This window comes from Planomicrobium stackebrandtii (assembly GCF_030814955.1).
In the GTDB taxonomy this organism is placed as follows: domain Bacteria; phylum Bacillota; class Bacilli; order Bacillales_A; family Planococcaceae; genus Planococcus; species Planococcus stackebrandtii.
This window is the reverse complement of record NZ_JAUSWB010000004.1, coordinates 23,056-40,721: the sequence shown is the minus strand read 5'-3', so window position 1 is coordinate 40,721 and position 17,666 is coordinate 23,056. Positions and strand designations below refer to the sequence as shown.

Genomic DNA, 17,666 nt, shown 5'->3' with positions numbered 1-17,666 from the left:
CCCCATACAAATGTGGTTGATTTATTATATAGTGGAAAATTATAGGATGCAATACTCTTTTTGGTGCCTGGCACCCAAACAATTCCCACACAATTAGAGCCAACAAAAAAATCGCCGCCCTGCTAAAAGCAGAGCAGCGAAACATTGCCGCTTCCACATTGGAAGAAACAACGATTTTATTTGAAAGGGTCAGCGCGGTTTGCCGTCTTCGAATCTGCCTGCGATTTTCTGCACCGCGTTCCAAAAGGCCGGACTAACACCGCCCAGCGCCTTCACATAAACGCTCAAGCGGTATGCCAAGTAAATGCCACCGATATCGATTAAGACATCACTCAATCTCCCGCTCCGCTCAAAAAACAGCTGCAAAAATTCTGTAAAAAAAGCAAACAGGCTGCATAGGATGATTGCCAATGCGTTGTTGTTAATAGTTTTGGCCAGTATTAGGAACAGGACGCCAAAAGACAAAGCATGGCCGATTTTTTGGAACACATACGTTCCACTATCCAAATGAATGTCGCTGGTGATGAGCAGATCCGATAAATCCGGAAGCAGGCGAATGTTGAAGCCGATTTCCTGGGCAAATAACAGGGACTGAAAATTATAGTTGTTGGTGGCCAGCAAGATGCAAAGAGCCCACAGGATAACCGGTATGTACTTGGCTTTCAAAAGACTCTTCCCTTCTTTTTTCAAATCTCCTTGGGCGCTTGTTCTGGATTTTTATTTATGAGCGAGCTGCTCATTATCTAAAGTTGGGATTTCTTCATATCACTTTAAATCGTCGCCTAATTTCCTTCTGTTTATTATAAGTGTATGACTTAGTAATGACTAGTATCTTCTCCCTATTAATTGGAGGTGATTGTGTGGGTGCCAGGCACCCACACAATTACAAAAAAATCACCGCCCTGCTAAAAGCAGAACGGCGATAAAATATTGGCGAAACTACAGTTGCACAGGCTCTCCGCTGAACACGTTCAGTTCCATTGGGGCAGCCATGAACGCTGGTGCCTTTTGTCCGAAAGCTATGAAATGATCGCTTGTGTTATGGATGGCGATGGCTTCAGCATCTTTCCACGTTTCGACCATGGTGAAGTGGCCTGCTTTTTCTACAGACTTCATCAAATCGTAGCTAAGGTTGCCCGCTTCTGCGCGTGACGCTTCGACCAGTGTTTTGCATGCGTCTAAAAATGCTTGTTCTTGATCGGGCTTTACTTGCAAGTGCGCGTGAATAATCATCGTCATAAAATCCACCATCCTCTAATCATATTTTGTGGTTCAGTATTCACTAATATTCGTTTGCATGCGCTCCATCATGTCAGATAAGGCGTCCACTTCTTCGTGTGTAAAGTCATGGAGCATTTGTTTCACAAAGCCCATGTTTTCTTTGCGGTATTCAACGATCCGCTGCCGCCCTTCTTCCGTCAGGCTGACAAAGATCACCCGGTTGTCGTTCGGGTTTCTGCGTCTCGCCACCATGCCGCTCGTTTCCAGCTGTTTCAGATGCCGCGTAATTGCCGCTCCGTCGATATTGACCGCTTTTTGAAGCGTCGACTGGTTGATTTCTTCTGTGTTGTAGAGCTGCGACAACAGTTCATAGCGCGATGCACTAATGCCTGTGCAGCGTTCAAACTTCGGGCTGATTTGATTTGTCAGCCCTTTAAACTGCTGCAAAATTTGTTCCTGCTTTGAAAATGAACACGACATAAATTGACCTCCTGCCTGCTAGCCAATTCATAGCGGCGTTCACTATCCATTGACCAGTCAAATATAATACAAAAAGGATGATTACTCAATAGAGGCAAGCTATCGCTTAGCGCCAAGTCGTGATGGTGTCCACAGGCAAGCGGTATGATTGGAAGCCTTCGTTCAGCGCTTTGCCGATTGTGAGAAGCATCACCGGAATATAGCGGTCTTTTTCCATGCCGAAAGCTTCGGCAATCTTGTCTTTTTCGTAGCCGCCGATTGGATTTGTATCGTATCCGTAAGCTCGGGCGACCAGCATCAATTGCATGGCCACAAGCCCGGAATCCAGCATGACAATATCCTTCATTTGTTCATCAGAAATCCCTTCATACAAAGGTGTAAAATAATTCAGCTGGAATTCTTTCACTTCCTCCGGCATATAACCATGTTCTACTGCTTTGCCGTAAATTTCCCCGGCATAGTCAAAGTTTTGGCGGTCGCCAAAAATAGCGATGACTGCGGAAGAACTCATGACTTTGTCCAGGTTAAATGAAGCAAGAGGCGCCAGCTTTTCTTTCGCTTCGTCGCTGTCAATAACAAGAAAGCGCCACGGCTGCATGTTAATGGAAGACGGAGCTTTTGAAGCCTTCTCAAGAATTTCACTCATTTCCTCCCGGCTGATTTTCACGCTTGGGTCATACTGTTTGATGGAACGGCGTCCATTGACGATTTCATTGAAATCATTTGTTTTCTGTAGGGTTTGCATGATATAAGTGCTCCTTTTTCTGGTTCATTTATTGTGAGAAGTTAATGATTGACTCCTCAATGATTGATGCCTCATTTAATATAAACCTGTGAAAAAGAATATGCAACTGTTTTGAACTGCTTGTTTAACAAGGCTGTGGACATAGAAAAACCGGTCTCTTCAAATGAGTGAAGTAGACCGGTTTCAACTTCTTTCTTATACAGTTTTTTTGCTAAACTTAACTCAAGCCCCGCAGCATTTTTATATTACTGCCCGCTACCGCATAGACATGGATCATTGCGGCCGACTTTATCGCTGGCGCCTTCCAAGTTATATGGGACAGCCGGCAACGGCATCAGCAGTTCCCGGGTAAGCAGTAGAATCCACTGCGTTTTACGATCGGAACTAAACACGATTAAAAATCAGCTGTGCGTTGATAGGAGACTAATCCCTTTAATTTAAAACAGATCGGCATGTGTACCTGTTCTGATGAAAACCAATAAATTTTCTGCTGGATAGAATTTATAAATCAAAAGCCAGTCACTATTACGCCCGCTAATATGACATTCCCAGCATTCCCGATACTCTCTAGTGGGCTGTAATTTATGAGCACGATAGACTTCTTCTGGAAGCTCGATTTCTTCTTCAATTATTTTCATTGCGGTTCTTAACTTCTCTAAATCATAATTACGTCTTTTCAGCCGTTTCAGATCTTTTCTGAATTGAGAAGGCATATCCACTGTTAACATTGTTCTGTATCTACAAGAACTTCATCGAAAAGATCATCCACTGACTTGTTGCGGTTTACCGCTTCACTCTTAACCATTTCATCGGATTCTTCTATAGCTTTCATTGTCTGTTCATTAAAGCGAGCTTTAGTGGGTTGAAATGGCAACCCATTTTCAGCAATAACTTGTCTTAGGAATATATTGACGGCAGTGCTGGTATCCATACCGAGGTCATTTAACACTTTCATCGCTTGTACTTTTACATCTTCATCGACACGAACTTGGACAATAGCTTTTTTTGCTTTAGTAGCCATACGTATCACTCCCTCTCTGCATTTAACTAATTATAATATTTTGTATAGACATTGTACATACATCAGCACTACAAGACGCAAATTGTGTGAGTGCCTGGCACTAATTCATTAAAAGGCCGCTTAAGAGGAAAACTCTTAAGCGGCCTTTTAAATTGTGCGGTTGACTGGCACCATTATTCCACACTCTTCAACTCCGAATAAACCGTTCCATCCGCTTCGATCCACTTCACGACCGCGTAGCCTTCAACCATATAATACTTTCCGCCGTCTGGAGTGCTGATTTCGACTGCGTTGGTGAATGTTTGATATTCGGTTTCAACGGTTTTGTTGACGCCAGTGATCGTGTAGTAGATTGCATCCGGATTATAGCCGGCAATAAAGGATTTTCCGAGTTCCACTGGATAAACCAAATGCGCATTGTGATCTGAATACGGATAGCCAATGGCAAATTCCTCATAGGTTTCGTATTCGAGTTCCGGGTAGCGTTCTTCCCCGATTTGGGTTTCCCAGACAAATTGCTCTTCTCCGCCGTCAGTTCCCGGCACTTTTACAAAGCGGTCCACGCTTTCTCCTCTGCCATTTTGGAGGTACGTGTAAGTTTTCGTTTTATCCCGCTTGTACGAGTCGGCAATGGACGCATCGTTCTTGAATTCAGGTTCCAATGCACGGGCCAGGAATGCAGAGAACTGAGCACGCGTCACTTCCACTTTTGGACGGAACGTGCTGTCGGGATAGCCGATGGCGATGTTCGCCGCAATTAATCGAGTGATGGCGTCGTAATAATAAGCCTCGTCCGGTACGTCTTTGATGTCATGGAAATAGATGAAATTCAAATCAAAGACACGCTGGATAATCAACGCCATGTCGCCGCGCGAAACGGGTTGATTCGGGCGATACGTGCCGTCTTTGTAGCCGATAATATACCCGGCTTCAGCCGCTTCTGCGATCGAACCGCTGGCGTAATGCCCAGCCGGCACGTCACTGAATGGCGTCTCTCTTTTCGTTTCATCCAAATCTTTGACCCGTCCGATCATCACTGCAGCCTCGGCACGCGTCACCACGCGATCTGGACGGATGCTGCCATCCGGATAGCCGGTTACGACACCCTTGTCCATCAAGTACATGATCTCTTCATAAAACGGATGGCTTTCCTGCAAATCCGAGTCAGCTTGCGCTGTGTTCACGCTAGGGAAAATCAGGAATAAGGACAATACAATCATCATAGTCTTAACTGTTTTTTTCATATCAACACTCCTTCACTCCAACCGATACCCTTTATTCGACCCTTATTAACTCGCTTTCCACAACTCCTTGCAAATTAACTGATTTGACCGTTGAAAAACCTTCCACCATGTAATATTTGAAGCCGTCTTGCGTTGTTACTTCAGTCGCATTCGTGAAAGTTTTATACGGCGTGTTGACGGTTTTATTGACGCCGGTGATGGTGCTGATCATGACTTCATCGCCCAGTCCGGTATTAAAAGTCTTGCCGACTCGTACCGGGTAAACAAGCGCCACGTCATACTCCGAATACGGGTAGCCGAATGCAAAGAGCTGATGATTTTCAAGCTCCAGGTATTCATAGCGATCGCCGTCCACTTCCACCGTCCACATGAATCCGAAGGTCAGCCCGCCACGGTCCGGAACATCCTCAAACCGGTGAACGGCTGTTGTGCCATCCGACATGCGGTACGTGTAAGCTTTGGTTTTGTCTTTTTGGTAGGAACGGGCGATGACCGCATCATTTTTAAACTCCGGCTCCAGCGCACGCGCAAGGAAAGCCGAAAACTGTCCGCGCGTCACAGCTTGGCGCGGCCGGAACGTGTTGTCCGGATAGCCGATAGTGATGTTTGCCGCCAGGATCTTGCTAATGGCGCTGGTGTAATAAGCGTTTTGCGGCACATCTGTGAACGACACGTTGAACGTGAAGGCGAGATCAAAGACCCGCTCCACGATCAGCGCCATGTCCCCACGGATAATCGGTGCGTTTGGACGGTAGGTGCCGTCTCCGTATCCTTTGAGGTAACCCGCTTCAGCCGCTTCTGCAACATAGCCGCTGGCATAATGCCCAGCCGGCACATCACGAAACGGCGTGGCTCGTTTTGTGCCATCCAAGTCTTTTAGTCGCCCGATCATCACCGCCGCCTCGGCACGCGTCACTTCCTGATTTGGACGGACAGTGCCATCGGGGTAGCCTGTAATGACTCCTTTCTCCATTAAATACGTAATTTCTTCATAAAACGGATGATTTTCCGGCAAATCCGGCGCGGCAGCAGCAACAGGCAGGACCAGCATCAACGACAGCAGCACGACAAGCACACCCATCAGCTTTTTCACGATCGTCACTCCTCCGTTATCTTACTTCTTGCCTCTATTTTAACAGCTGAAAGTTATGGTTACATCAAATATTTATTAAATATTCAAAAAAATAAAAAAGTGAATTGTTTGCGTGCCTGGCACGCACACATTAAAAAGGGTGACCCCTTCCGGACAGTTCGTTACAATAAGAAGAGAAGCACCCACACAAGGAGGAAACCCGATGTCGACATTAGAAGATATTGCCCAATCAGACGATTACGGGCAATTTGATTTGAAGGAAGTATACCAGGCTGCACAGCACTTGCTGCAGCAGTTTCAGAAAACCCGCACCGCACCCGAAAAGCTTAATGACATAATCGACCATTTGAAAAAACGCCTGAAAGGCCAAACTTCTTATCCACTCGCTATTTTATTGGAAACGAGCCAAATGGGCATCATGCACCAGCTGCAAAAAGAATGGAACAGCCCGATGAAGCAGCGCCAGTTGTTCTTGTTTGAAAGTTTGTATGCCCAGTTCCGCACGAAAGTGCCGGCAACCATCTGGAATCAAATCTGCCTGAACTACGCAGAAGCATTGATCTACGTCGGCCGCTCGCTCGATGGGCTGGATGTATTGGAACAAATGACCGAAGCGGAAAACGATCCATCCTACGAGCGCAAAGATGCCGAACGCGGCTGGGGATTGTTGTTCTACTCCACTTTCCTGCGCGACAAAGAACAAAAAGCCGAAGCGCTCCACCTGTCGCGGGATTTGATTCGACAAGGCGTGGATAAAATCAGCAACACGAATGGCCGCGCCTTATATGAAGACCGCCTGAAGCTTGCCGTGAAAATGCTGGAGGATATCGGACCGGTCGACGTCACCGGCAGCTACAAGCCGAACTTTTTCGATGGCCGCGAGCGCGAGTACCGCGACTGGTGCGCCAAGCATCACCTCCTGCTGAACGATGACAACGAAATCGATCCGGTTGGCACGATGAAAACCGATACGCTGAGCTATCGCCATAATGACGCCAATGACAAAGAACGCGGCGTCTTCCTCGAAACCTTCATGGACTCGATGATTACTGAATTCACCGCGCTGCGCTGGAACCTCTATGAAGCATTAGAGCAGGAGCCGAGCCCGGAGCGCAACGAGCGCTTGAAAACCGTTTACCGCCAGTCGTTCTCGCTGTTTACGAAAACAGCCCAGTTTGTCGGGCATTACTACCAGCTCGACATGAAAGATCCGCGAGCCGGCATGCAGCGCATCTGGTTTGAAGACGAGCAGCCGAAAAACCCGCTCAAGCCATTTATCCGCGACACCAAAAACGGCGCGCTGAAAGCCTTGTTCTGGCATTCCAAAGAACTCTTCGGCTACGAACAATCCAAAACACAGAACCTTGCCACCGTCCGCTCGCTGCTCCTGCGCGACCAGATGGAACGCAGCTTTGTCCAAGTCATCACCAAGCAAGACGAAATCGCCAAAACCGGCGACCTGCGCAAGCATCAAATGACGCAGATTGAGCTCGAACGCATGGCCATGTCCAATATCTTCAAAGCGCGCAACGCGATGATGTATTTGGGGTTTGCGATTGGGATGGAGAAGAAATAGAAGAGAATGGAAAAGGCATCCCAGGAGGTTTTCTGGGATGCCTTTTTGTTGGGGGGGATTTTCTTTAACCCGGGTGTTTACTGGGTGAACCCGGGTGTTCGCTTTTTCAACCCGGGTGTTCACCCGGTAAACCCAGGTGTTCGCTCCCCCAACCCGGGTGTTCGCCATTTCAACACGAAAACTCCCGCTTCCCAAACAAAAAAACCAGCAGAAGAACCCACTCTTCTGCCGATCCCTATTCAATCCCCCATATCAATCGTTTCAATCCCCAAATACGGATACGTCGTCTGTCCGAATCGGACCGTCGTCAAGGCGATCAATTTGTCTGCTTGCTCATCGTAAAACAGCTTGTGGATATTGCCGTAAGTGACGAGCTGGTCCTTGCTGATGAGATCTGGATAATGGTAGCTCTGGATCAGGTTGGTTTCAAAGGCGGTGTGCAGCTCGCGGGAAGCCACATCCACTGCGGATGAAGAAAACGACCGGTCGAGCGTTCCAAGGTAGCTCATCGTATTGGCGCTGAACATGCTGCCGAATCCGTTCAAAATGTATTTGCCGTCCGGCGTTACACTGAGGTCAGGCGTCATATCGTAATCCCCGTGGTAAGGCGAACGAATTTCAGCCTGCAGCAAGCCGTCCACAATCGGGAACGTCGATAGGTTCCGCGGACTAATCTGCGTTGAGATGACCAGCAAGTTTTTCTGGTTCGGCGTCAAAGAAATCTTCGCTTGCATGTAGAGCATTTGCTTTGACAAGATCGCTCCTGTTTTCGAATCAAGGCTCAATAAGTCGGTATGCTGATTAGATCCTCCGGAAATGAACACCTGCCCTTCATTGTTGGCTTCGATATCGTATGGATCCATTTCCAAATGCCACAGTTTGACCATCTCCAACGAATCGGCATCAAAAATGGCATATGCACCTTTTTCTTTGACGTCACCCGTCCAGTATTCATGATTCATCTTGTGCTGCGTCACATAGACTTTGCCTTTGGCGTAAGCCAGGCTTTCGGCGCGGTATGGCAGCGCGGTGCTATCCATTTCAAAAGTCTCGTAATTATAAGACACCAAACTATTGGTCAATCCGTCCAGTATGTAAAAAATTGGCTGCTCCGGATTTTTGACGATGTCCAGCATCTCAATGTCAAGCGCGTCTCCCAAGAACGAGTCGGCTTTGTCCGACGCATACGGCTTAAATTCAGGATTCAAAATCCGCGCCATAAATGCGGCAAACTGTTCCCGGTTGATGGTCACTTGCGAACGGAACGTGCCATCGGGATAACCGTTGGTGACGTTATGGGCTGCCAGTGAAGAGACAAACGGATACATCCATTGTCGCTCCGTTACATCGCTAAACCCGGCCGGATACATGCCGCCAAGTTCATAGGCCAACGCCAGCACTTTTGACATTTCACCGCGCGTCATCTCGCCCTTTGGATCAAACCGATTGTTCCCTTTCCCTTCGATCAACCCGTAATACGTCGCAGCGGCTACATCTTCATAGCCCGGGTCACCTTTTTTGATATCGCTAAAGCCTGGATCTGGAATGTCCTCGGTCTTCAGCCCCTTTTCGCGCATGATCATCATGACCGCCTGCACACGCAAAATCGGCTGCTCCGGCCTGTACGTTCCGCCCGGATAGCCGTTGATGATTTTCAAATCCGTTAAATACTGAATCTCTTCCTTAAAATTCTTCACGTCCCCGAACGTCGCAGCGGAAACCGGCTGCGGTGCCGGAAGCAGCATTGCGAACAACGCCGCCGCTGTGCATAAGGCACTGACTTTTTTCAGCATCCCTTTCCCTCCCCTTGTTATCTTCGCCTTGCGCACAACTCATGCCCATGGATCCTCACAAACCGCTTTCGCCTACCAGCAGCCAGAAGATCAATAGACCGATGGCAACAGCAACCAGCAGCACAAACAACAGCTTTATTTTTTTCATCCCTCCATTTCCCCTTCTGCTCCATTTCCAAGAATGAGAGCCATTATTTGAATGAAGTCCCTTAAAAGTAGTTCAATTAACCCAAGTAAGTTGGATTCAGTTAAATAAATACAAAAATAATTAGATTAAAAGAACTACTTTTATTTTAAATTAAGTTATCTAAATATTCAAATTTATTTTACGATATTCAAGGTTCAACAACTCTTTAAACTACTAAAAAATGCTATAATATATCAAATAAATACTACGAATATGATTATTCCACCTTTACATATCTTTAGAACATCCATTCTATGAGAAAAGAGGAGCGAGAATCATGAAAAAGAAAATCTTGATCTATGGCGTCGGCCCATTCGGCAGCTTGTTTGCCGAACGCCTTGCAGAAGCCGGCCACTCGGTTTTCCTGCTCGACCACGGAGAGCGGCAGCAGGAACTCAAAAAATACGGCGTGGTCACAGAAAATACGGAAACCGGCAAGCAAACGGTGACCCACCTTCCCGTTGTCGACAGCCTGGACCCTCTGGACTTCTACGACTTGGTCATTGTGCCGATGCGCAAAAATCAGGTGGCTGACATTCTGCCTGCACTCACCGCCAATAAAAACGTGCCGACCTTCCTGTTCATGATGAACAATGCAGCGGGGCAGCAGCCGTTTATTGACGCCGTTGGCAAAGAACGGGTGATGGCCGGCTTTCCACAGCCTGGCGGTTTTAAAAAAGGACACGTCATGCACATGATGCCGGTGGAAGCGAAAAAACCAATGATGCTGCCAATTGGCGAAGTGGACGGACATGTCACACGCAGAACTTTGGAAGTGATGAAAATTCTCGGGTCGATGCGCGGCTACCGGGTGGAAGTCCGCAAAGACATCGACGACTGGCTGAAGACCCATGTCGCGCTGCTCATCCCGACATTGGCTCCGGCAGTGTACGCCTGCAACACAGACCAGGAACATTTCGCAGCAACCCGGGACGCGCACGTGCTGTTAAAGCGTGCACTTCATGAAGCGCTGCTGGCAACCGAAGATGCAGGGGTCACCTTAACGCCTCCAGGCATCCAGCTTATGGACCGGATTCCGGAACCGATTTTTGTTTCCATTCTCGGCAAAATGGCCAAAAGCCCGACTTTTGAAAACGTGCTGGGCCATTTGAGAAATGCGGAAGACGAAGTCGAGTATTTGACCGATGAATTTTATGCATTGATTCGACAAGGCAATCTACCGACGCCGACGGTCGACCAGCTGACAGCCTACACATACGGCCGCAAACAACCTTTGCCTTTCGGTTCGAAAGAGATTCCGCTTCGGTGGGGAGCTATTTACGGTGCTGCGATTGGTATTGCAGCGGTTGCCGGCATTGCCGTGCTGGTGAAAAAGCGTAGCAACTGCGATTGTGAGGATTGCTGCTAAAGGGAAAACAACTGATGAAATGAAGGGATCAAGATGGACAGCGTAGCAAAAAAAACGTTGGTTTATTATAGTGGCGCGATTTTGTTTTCCTGGAGTTTCTGGATCGGAACCATGGCATATTCCCAACTGACGGGTGTGGATATTCTGTATAATGAAGGCTTTTACGAGGTGTTGACAGGAGGCGTTAAAACCTTCCAGCAATTTTTGGTGTTCCTGCTTTTCACTGCTGCAGCGTATGGTCCGCTGTTCGGAATGTTTTTGGCAGCTGGCCTTCTGAAGAAGCAGAACGTGCAGGATACTCATCAGCCAAACATCGGCCGGTGGTTGCTGTTTATCTTCTTATACCCCATCATCCTGTTCTCAGCCGCGCTGCTGGTGACATGGATCGCCATGGGATTCGCCATGGATTTCAACTGGCCGGTGCTGCCTTTGTGGTTCTTCCCTGTCTTTTTCTTGTTCCAGTGTTTGACGAGCGGAGTCGAAGAATTTGGCTGGCGGGGATATTTGCAGCCCCTGCTGCAAACCCGAATGACCGCTGAAAAAGCCTGCTTTCGCGTCGGTGTCTTATGGAGCATTTGGCATTACCCTGTGATCGTGTACATGAACTATCCGCAAGGAACGTTAGTAATCCTGCTCACCCTCGCCGGATTTACGATGCTGACCATTCCGCAGGCCTATGTCATCGGCTGGCTTTACAACAGCACCCGGAAAGTCTGGCTGTGCGTCGTTTTGCATGCCTGGGCCAACACGGTATCCGCTTATTTGCTCGCTGCCTCACCCGTGCCGATGCTGACTCCGATTGCGGTGGCGATCGGGGCTTGGCTGTTGGCGAATTACTTGGTGAAGAAGTATGGGAAAGAGACTTTGAGTACGCAAACAGGATGATGGAAACTAAGACCGCCAAGAAAGCTAAAGAAAGCCCATTCCAATTTATGGAATGGGCTTTCTGTCACTACTGTTTGAACCTATTAACAAAATTCCGTGTTCATCGGTTGTATCAGCAATACGGATTTACTCTCTCAAGTCGTTGCTTCTCATAATGAGTTCGTTCGAGTATCCTGGTGAGAAGTCGATGACTTTAGCCATCTTAATGCACTTCAACTTTTGTTATGTAGTTGCTTTTTTGTACCCTCCTGTTGAGCCAAGAATATTGGAGGCGTTTATTGCTAGAACCTGCATTTTGGAACTACTCTTTTACTTTGGCAAAACAGAATTCAAACCAACGAGCGGCCAATAATACAATGCGCTAATCAAAACAACAACAATCACCATCGGCGCCAGCAATATCCCTGTGTGAAATAAGTTTTTCTCCGTGTAATAACCATAACTAAAGGTAAGGAGATTAGAAGTGGACTGAAAAGGAAAAAACAATCCGAATGAACAGGCGATCAGCATTACCTGGGCAAGCCACAGGGGATTAATCCCCCAGATTTCTGCCAGACTGATGGTAATGGGCAAAATTGTTGCGGTAATCGCCAGCATTTCAGCAAATCCTAACCGCATAAACAAAACTAAAATCAAGATAAAAAGAGCTGCCCCAAATGGACTGGCAGTTGGAATAAATTCTGTTATTTTCAAAGCGATCCACGTTGCCGTCCCGTTTCTTTGAATCGTATCGGCAATTGCATATCCCGCACCGAAAAGGATGATTGCATCCCATGAAATTACTGGAGAAACTTCTTTCCATTTTTGAACGCCAATTCCCGGAAGACAAGTGATAATAGAACCAATTAATGCGGTTAATGGCACCGACAGCCCATGATAAGGTTCTGTTGTCCAACTGGCCAGAATAAGGATTCCCAAAATCATAATCCTCCACTCAGCTGATGTCATTTTACCGAGTGCTGCCAATTCGTTTTTGATGAAGCTATCGTCTTTTGGCACAACTTCCGTATCTATCGGAAAAAGTTTTTTCAGTACAAGCCACAAGCACCCAACAACTACCAGCATAATCGGAAAGCTGCATATGAACCAATAGATATAGTTCCATTTATAGCCAATTGTTGCCTGAATGGCCGCCACCGCATATATGGAGGAATTCGAACCCGTCAGAAGTGCCCAGCAGATAAAGCCAGATGTAAAAGTGGCACCAATCATGATGGTTTTCGCGAAATTTACCGCTTGCTGCTTGTCTTTGATCACTTGTATCATTCCCACGCAAACCGGAATAATTGTAGAAGTGCGCCCCGCAGCAGTAGGGATGAAAAAACCTAATATAATCAAGACCAAAAACAGAAAAGGAACAGTTCGCTTTGTACTGCCTTTCGCAAAATAGAGCAGGTTGAAAGCAATCCGTTTGCCTATCCCCGTTTTCTCCATGGCTGCCGCGAATACAAATGCTGACACAAGCAGCCAAACAAAAGGCTTACTGAATCCTGATAAACTATCTTCAAATGTTCCCAATCCCATAATCGGGATTAAAACAATGATGGTAAGTGAAACTACAGCCGATGGCAGCAGTTTCATGCTCCAGCCAGTAAGCGCAAAAACTAAAATGATCAACATTTTTGAATGTGGTTCAGGAACCAAGTAGGAAAACAGCAAAATCGCTACAATATTCAAAGATGCGAATACGGTTTGATGCACCTTGATCACTTCCTAAAGAAGGATGGCATATTAGTTTTCAACCAAAGCCTTCTTAATCTTATTGCTTTTGTTTTTCAAGAATAAAGGCACTGCAAGCCATAAGCCGGCAATTACTAAGAATATTGCTGCCAACGGTTTCTCAAAGAAAATCATATAGTCTCCGTTGGAAAGAGTTAATGCTCTCATCAAGTTGTTTTCCAGCATCGGTCCCAAAACAAGCGCCAACACCAATGGCGGCAATGGAAAATCATTTTTGGATAGAAAATAGCCAAACACGCCAGCAACCAGCAATAGCATCAAATCAAAGGTAGTAAATTGAACAGCGTAGACGCCAAAGACTGAAAAAGCGATGATCAGCGGCATCAAATACTTGACCGGTGTATCGATGAGTTTTGCAAAGACTTTCACCAATGGCATATTCAAAACCAGCAGCATCAAGTTGCCGACAAACATACTGGCGATTAATCCCCATACTACATTGGGATGATTTTGGAACAACAGTGGGCCAGGTTGGATGTTATACATGATAAAAGCACCCATCATAATAGCTGTTGTTCCGGAACCCGGAATACCGAGTGTAAGAAGAGGAATCAGCGCTCCACCGGCCGCAGCGTTATTGGCTGTTTCAGGTGCTGCCACCCCTTCAATTGCACCTTTTCCAAACTTCTCAGGATTTTTACTGATTTTCTTCTCCATGACATAGGAAAATGACGAAGCGATCGTAGCCCCTGCTCCAGGCAAAACCCCAATGAAGAAACCAAGAACGGAAGATCTGGCGATAGGGAAAGCAGAATCTTTCATATCCTGCTTTGTCGGCATAACCCGAGTGATTTTTGCAATCGGCGCATCTGTTGAATCCTTTTCTAAGGTGGTCTTAAATACTTCCCCTAGAGCAAAAAGTCCAACTGCAATCGTCAAGAATGCCAACCCTGAGTACAAAACCGGAATATCGAAAGTAAACCGGGCTGATCCCGAAACAGCATCTATTCCGACAGTTCCTAAAGCAAGTCCTAACATCATCATCATCAGTGCTTTGGTCATCGATTTTCCAACAAGCCCGCTAACCGCAAGCAGACCAAGAACCATAAGCGCAAAATATTCTGCCGGACCGAAGCGAATCGCAATCAGCGATAAAGGTTTTGCCAGCAGAATCAAACCAAACAATGCGACAATACCAGCCACAAAAGAACCAATTGCCGAAATAGCCAACGCTGCTCCCGCTCTGCCGTTTTTAGCCATCTGATAACCGTCCAAAGTCGTCATTACGGATGCCGACTCTCCCGGTGTATTCAGTAGGATTGATGTAGTAGATCCGCCATACATGGCACCATAGTATATACCGGCCAATAAAATCAACGCGCTTGCTGCAGCATTTTCCGGGCTAAGTCCTGCTGTGAGTGAGGCAGTGACCGGTAAAAGTAAAGCCACTCCATTCATTGGCCCTATGCCTGGCAATACACCGACAGCTGTTCCGATCAGCACACCAGCAAAAGCAAAAAGGATATTTTGCCATTGAAACGCTACGGCAAAACCTTGCATCAAAAAATCGAAAGTATTCATAAATGACCTCCTACAGTATGCCCAGCCAACTAGAAGATGATGGGAGAGGGACATTGAGTAATTTATCAAAAATATAAAAAACGCCTAATGAAAAGGATGCAGAAATAGCAATGGAAGCCAGGAGCTTCCCTCTTTTCATCGCTTGGAACCCGATTACCAAAAACAGGAATGTCGTAATCGCATAACCCACATCCTCGAGGAACAGACAGTACAGAACGGCTGATCCTAAAATAATGCCAAACCTTTTATAATTCAATTTTTCTTTTTCCATCTCATCTTTTTGGTAGTTAAAGGTTTCATAGATAAGCCGAAGACTCAAGATACCCAAAAGAATTCCTATTCCAAGAGGGAAAATGTTTGGACCCACGGAACTTCCATACGATGCGGTATTGATTTTTTGGCTTTCAATGATAAAAAAAGCAGCAACAGCAAGAAATAAGACTCCAGCATAGCGGTCAAAATTTTTATTCACGAAACAGCCCCCTTTCTCAAAGAGGTAAAAAGGAGAAATTTCTTTCTCCTTTTTGCCCTACTCTTTATTTCAACATATCAAGCTTGCCCAAGATCTCTTCAAACATAACTTCCTGTTCCTCTAAATAGGTTGTAAACTCAGCAGAGTCCAAGTATCCCGGAACAAAACCACTTGCAGCGATTTCATCTTGGAATTCCTGGGATTCTGTCAAAGCTTTTAAGTTCTCATCCCAAAAACCGACGATGCCTGGATCCAAATCTTGAGGTCCGAAAATTCCTCTCCAGTTATAATAGACAAGATCTACGCCTTGTTCTGTGTATGTCGGAACATCCGCCAAATCACCACTTAGCCGCTCTGGTGAAGCTACAGCCAATATGCGAACATCTCCAGATTTCACAAACTCAGTAATCCCAGACAAATCGGTTGTCAATGCATCTCCATTTTCACCTAGCAATGAAGTCAACGCGTCTCCGCTGCCATCATAGCCGATGTATTTCACTTTTTTCGGATCGATTCCCGATTTATCGGCAAGCAGCATAACTGTCAAGTGATCTTGTGAACCTGGACCTGATCCGCCGACAATCGAAATTTCTTCAGGATTTGCTTTTAAATCGGCTACAAATGATTTTAAATCTTTATATTTTGAGTCTTTTTTTACTGCCAATATGGCGATATCACTATAAATCATGCCTAAAGGTGTTACATCTTTATAGCCATAAGGGCTATTTCCTTCATTTCTTAGATTGTTGATGATTGTTGGAGGTGAACCCACATATAAGCTGTGCGGATCTTTATTGTATTTTGTTGCAAATTCAGCCATACCGACTGCCTGTCCACCGCCAGGCTTGTTTTGTACCGTAATCGGCTGGGAAACTAAATCCAAGTTCGACATTAGTTTGGATAACGTTCTTGCCGCAGCATCATTGCCACCTCCAGCTGAGTTGGGAACTACCGCTGTAATTGGTTGTGTAGGAAAATCAACTGTTGCCGCTTCGCCGCTTTCCTCAACTGTATTCGCATCAGCCGAGCTTGAAGTCTCTTCTCCACATCCACTTAACCCAAGGACCACAGATACTGACAGTAACACCGGTAACCATTTTTTAAACGCCATAATTTTGAACACCCCTTTGCATGATTTTTAAACGGTAAAACCTTTAAAGTAACCGCTTACATTTATACCATCACGATATGGATATTTTTTTGCTTAACTGATTGCAGATTGCTTCGGTCATTTCCTCTGTAGTAGCGCTTCCGCCCATGTCAGGCGTCATAATTCCTTTGATGATAACTTCCGATACTGCTTTTTCAATAGCTTGTGCAGCTTGCAGCATTGCTTGATCATCATATTTAATAGCCAACCATTCCAGCAGCATTTTCCCTGATAAAATCATTGCATAGGGATTTGCCAATTGCTTTCCTGCAATATCGGGTGCCGAACCGTGTGTCGCTTGTGCCATCGAGTACTCACTGCCGATACTTAGTCCAGGTGCCATGCCCAATCCACCCACTAAACCGGAAGTCAAATCCGATAAGATATCTCCAAACATATTCGTTGTCACCAGCACATCGAATTTTTGGGGTTTCATGACTAGAGCAGCTGCTGCAGAATCTACAATCAATTCATCAAATTCTACTTCAGGATAGTTTTTTGCGACATTTCTGCAACATTCAACAAACAAACCACAACCTAATTTGTAGACTGTGTCTTTATGGATAGCTGTCACTTTTTTTCTTCTTTGCATAGCCAATTCGAATGCGGATTCTGCTACTGCTGTAGAGTTCCTTCTTGAAATCACACGAACCGACATCGCTAAGTCTGGATTCGGCATGAATTCCCCTGTTCCGGCAAACATGTTTCGATCTGGCTGGAATCCTTCATTGTTTTCTCGAACCACAACCAAATCCACATCTTTATGAATCGATTGGACATTATCGAATGAGCGGCTTGGTCGGACATTGCTGTGCAGATCAAACACTTTTCGAATAATTGGATGGGGATTGATTGCTTTGGGATCGTCTTTCGGATAAGCCATATGTCCGATCGGCCCTAAGATCCAACCCGTCAATTCTTTTAGCTTGTCCTGTGTCTCCTGCGGGAAAGTTTCTCCGCTTTCCACATAAGCAGTATGCCCAATCGGCAAATCCACCCATTCCACATCTACTTCCGGAAAATTAGCCAATGATTCTTTCATCACTTTCACTGCTGCCGGGACTACTTCCAGACCAATGTCATCACCTTTTAAAACTCCAAGTTTATACTGCATCTACTTTGCTCCTCCTCTGCTTCTTCACCCAATTTAACGGCACACCGTTTTGGTA

General features: G+C 46.1%; 18 protein-coding genes. 3 read left to right on the top strand and 15 right to left on the bottom strand.

Features of this window, described 5'->3' with window-relative positions; genetic code table 11:
- Window positions 1-189: 189 nt before the first annotated feature.
- The 9 genes from QOZ98_RS08150 to QOZ98_RS08115 form a co-directional block, all read right to left on the bottom strand.
- A complete protein-coding gene (locus QOZ98_RS08150; protein WP_308786986.1) occupies window positions 190-666 on the bottom strand; it encodes a VanZ family protein in 477 nt (158 codons plus the stop codon).
- Between the two features lie 273 nt (window positions 667-939).
- Window positions 940-1,233, bottom strand: a complete 294-nt coding sequence (locus tag QOZ98_RS08145) for a putative quinol monooxygenase (RefSeq protein WP_308786985.1) — start codon at window positions 1,231-1,233, stop codon at window positions 940-942.
- A gap of 39 nt (window positions 1,234-1,272) precedes the next feature.
- Window positions 1,273-1,701, bottom strand: coding sequence for a MarR family winged helix-turn-helix transcriptional regulator (locus tag QOZ98_RS08140; RefSeq protein ID WP_308786984.1), 429 nt, complete (start codon window positions 1,699-1,701; stop codon window positions 1,273-1,275).
- A 106-nt stretch (window positions 1,702-1,807) separates the two neighbouring features.
- Window positions 1,808-2,446: a nitroreductase family protein gene (locus tag QOZ98_RS08135; protein WP_308786983.1), complete on the bottom strand. Its 639-nt coding sequence runs from the start codon at window positions 2,444-2,446 to the stop codon at window positions 1,808-1,810.
- Window positions 2,447-2,691: 245 nt separating this feature from the next.
- A complete protein-coding gene (locus tag QOZ98_RS18920; RefSeq protein ID WP_407676705.1) occupies window positions 2,692-2,781 on the bottom strand; it encodes an SEC-C metal-binding domain-containing protein in 90 nt (29 codons plus the stop codon).
- Window positions 2,782-2,883: 102 nt separating this feature from the next.
- Window positions 2,884-3,174: a type II toxin-antitoxin system RelE/ParE family toxin gene (locus QOZ98_RS08130; protein WP_308786982.1), complete on the bottom strand. Its 291-nt coding sequence runs from the start codon at window positions 3,172-3,174 to the stop codon at window positions 2,884-2,886.
- A complete protein-coding gene (locus tag QOZ98_RS08125) occupies window positions 3,168-3,467 on the bottom strand; it encodes a type II toxin-antitoxin system RelB/DinJ family antitoxin (protein WP_308786981.1) in 300 nt (99 codons plus the stop codon). The genes QOZ98_RS08130 and QOZ98_RS08125 overlap by 7 nt, the downstream gene beginning before the upstream one ends.
- 173 nt (window positions 3,468-3,640) lie before the next feature.
- Window positions 3,641-4,711, bottom strand: a complete 1,071-nt coding sequence (locus QOZ98_RS08120) for an S-layer homology domain-containing protein (RefSeq protein WP_308786980.1) — start codon at window positions 4,709-4,711, stop codon at window positions 3,641-3,643.
- A gap of 31 nt (window positions 4,712-4,742) precedes the next feature.
- Window positions 4,743-5,804 carry an S-layer homology domain-containing protein gene (locus QOZ98_RS08115; RefSeq protein WP_308786979.1) on the bottom strand — a complete coding sequence of 354 codons (1,062 nt, stop codon included), beginning with the start codon at window positions 5,802-5,804 and terminating at the stop codon, window positions 4,743-4,745.
- 202 nt (window positions 5,805-6,006) lie between these two features.
- Here QOZ98_RS08115 and QOZ98_RS08110 point away from each other — a divergent pair, with 202 nt between their 5' ends.
- On the top strand, window positions 6,007-7,380 hold the full coding sequence (locus QOZ98_RS08110; protein WP_308786978.1) for an LA2681 family HEPN domain-containing protein: 1,374 nt from the start codon (window positions 6,007-6,009) through the stop codon (window positions 7,378-7,380).
- A gap of 239 nt (window positions 7,381-7,619) precedes the next feature.
- Here QOZ98_RS08110 and QOZ98_RS08105 read toward each other — a convergent pair whose 3' ends face one another.
- A complete protein-coding gene (locus tag QOZ98_RS08105) occupies window positions 7,620-9,173 on the bottom strand; it encodes an S-layer homology domain-containing protein (protein ID WP_308786977.1) in 1,554 nt (517 codons plus the stop codon).
- Between the two features lie 464 nt (window positions 9,174-9,637).
- Between QOZ98_RS08105 and QOZ98_RS08100 the strand changes: the two genes are divergently transcribed.
- Together QOZ98_RS08100 and QOZ98_RS08095 are read left to right on the top strand one after the other, a co-directional pair.
- On the top strand, window positions 9,638-10,729 hold the full coding sequence (locus QOZ98_RS08100) for a ketopantoate reductase family protein (protein WP_308786976.1): 1,092 nt from the start codon (window positions 9,638-9,640) through the stop codon (window positions 10,727-10,729).
- 33 nt (window positions 10,730-10,762) lie between these two features.
- Complete coding sequence (locus tag QOZ98_RS08095; RefSeq protein ID WP_308786975.1) at window positions 10,763-11,614, top strand: CPBP family intramembrane glutamic endopeptidase; 852 nt, start codon at window positions 10,763-10,765, stop codon at window positions 11,612-11,614.
- Window positions 11,615-11,923: 309 nt separating this feature from the next.
- Here the strand turns inward: QOZ98_RS08095 and QOZ98_RS08090 are convergent, their stop codons facing one another.
- From QOZ98_RS08090 to QOZ98_RS08070, 5 genes are all read right to left on the bottom strand, one after another.
- Window positions 11,924-13,315, bottom strand: a complete 1,392-nt coding sequence (locus QOZ98_RS08090) for an SLC13 family permease (protein ID WP_308786974.1) — start codon at window positions 13,313-13,315, stop codon at window positions 11,924-11,926.
- 30 nt (window positions 13,316-13,345) lie between these two features.
- Window positions 13,346-14,875 (bottom strand): tripartite tricarboxylate transporter permease, encoded by a 1,530-nt coding sequence (locus tag QOZ98_RS08085; RefSeq protein ID WP_308786973.1) that lies wholly within the window; start codon window positions 14,873-14,875, stop codon window positions 13,346-13,348.
- Window positions 14,876-14,885: 10 nt separating this feature from the next.
- The gene (locus QOZ98_RS08080) at window positions 14,886-15,347 is read right to left on the bottom strand and encodes a tripartite tricarboxylate transporter TctB family protein (RefSeq protein WP_308786972.1); all 462 of its coding nucleotides are present in this window, start codon (window positions 15,345-15,347) and stop codon (window positions 14,886-14,888) included.
- A 64-nt stretch (window positions 15,348-15,411) separates the two neighbouring features.
- On the bottom strand, window positions 15,412-16,458 hold the full coding sequence (locus tag QOZ98_RS08075) for a tripartite tricarboxylate transporter substrate binding protein (RefSeq protein WP_308786971.1): 1,047 nt from the start codon (window positions 16,456-16,458) through the stop codon (window positions 15,412-15,414).
- 70 nt (window positions 16,459-16,528) lie between these two features.
- Complete coding sequence (locus QOZ98_RS08070; protein WP_308786970.1) at window positions 16,529-17,611, bottom strand: isocitrate/isopropylmalate dehydrogenase family protein; 1,083 nt, start codon at window positions 17,609-17,611, stop codon at window positions 16,529-16,531.
- Window positions 17,612-17,666 lie beyond the last annotated feature (55 nt).

Bases quoted from the DNA above. Each gene is read 5' to 3' on its own strand.
- QOZ98_RS08145 (WP_308786985.1), bottom strand. From the start codon at position 1,233: ATGATTATTCACGCGCACTTGCAAGTAAAGCCCGATCAAGAACAAGCA.
- QOZ98_RS08140 (WP_308786984.1), bottom strand. From the start codon at position 1,701: ATGTCGTGTTCATTTTCAAAGCAGGAACAAATTTTGCAGCAGTTTAAA.
- QOZ98_RS08135 (WP_308786983.1), bottom strand. From the start codon at position 2,446: ATGCAAACCCTACAGAAAACAAATGATTTCAATGAAATCGTCAATGGA.
- QOZ98_RS18920 (WP_407676705.1), bottom strand. From the start codon at position 2,781: ATGCCGTTGCCGGCTGTCCCATATAACTTGGAAGGCGCCAGCGATAAA.
- QOZ98_RS08130 (WP_308786982.1), bottom strand. From the start codon at position 3,174: ATGTTAACAGTGGATATGCCTTCTCAATTCAGAAAAGATCTGAAACGG.
- QOZ98_RS08125 (WP_308786981.1), bottom strand. From the start codon at position 3,467: ATGGCTACTAAAGCAAAAAAAGCTATTGTCCAAGTTCGTGTCGATGAA.
- QOZ98_RS08120 (WP_308786980.1), bottom strand. From the start codon at position 4,711: ATGAAAAAAACAGTTAAGACTATGATGATTGTATTGTCCTTATTCCTG.
- QOZ98_RS08110 (WP_308786978.1), top strand. From the start codon at position 6,007: ATGTCGACATTAGAAGATATTGCCCAATCAGACGATTACGGGCAATTT.
- QOZ98_RS08105 (WP_308786977.1), bottom strand. From the start codon at position 9,173: ATGCTGAAAAAAGTCAGTGCCTTATGCACAGCGGCGGCGTTGTTCGCA.
- QOZ98_RS08100 (WP_308786976.1), top strand. From the start codon at position 9,638: ATGAAAAAGAAAATCTTGATCTATGGCGTCGGCCCATTCGGCAGCTTG.
- QOZ98_RS08095 (WP_308786975.1), top strand. From the start codon at position 10,763: ATGGACAGCGTAGCAAAAAAAACGTTGGTTTATTATAGTGGCGCGATT.
- QOZ98_RS08085 (WP_308786973.1), bottom strand. From the start codon at position 14,875: ATGAATACTTTCGATTTTTTGATGCAAGGTTTTGCCGTAGCGTTTCAA.
- QOZ98_RS08075 (WP_308786971.1), bottom strand. From the start codon at position 16,458: ATGGCGTTTAAAAAATGGTTACCGGTGTTACTGTCAGTATCTGTGGTC.
- QOZ98_RS08070 (WP_308786970.1), bottom strand. From the start codon at position 17,611: ATGCAGTATAAACTTGGAGTTTTAAAAGGTGATGACATTGGTCTGGAA.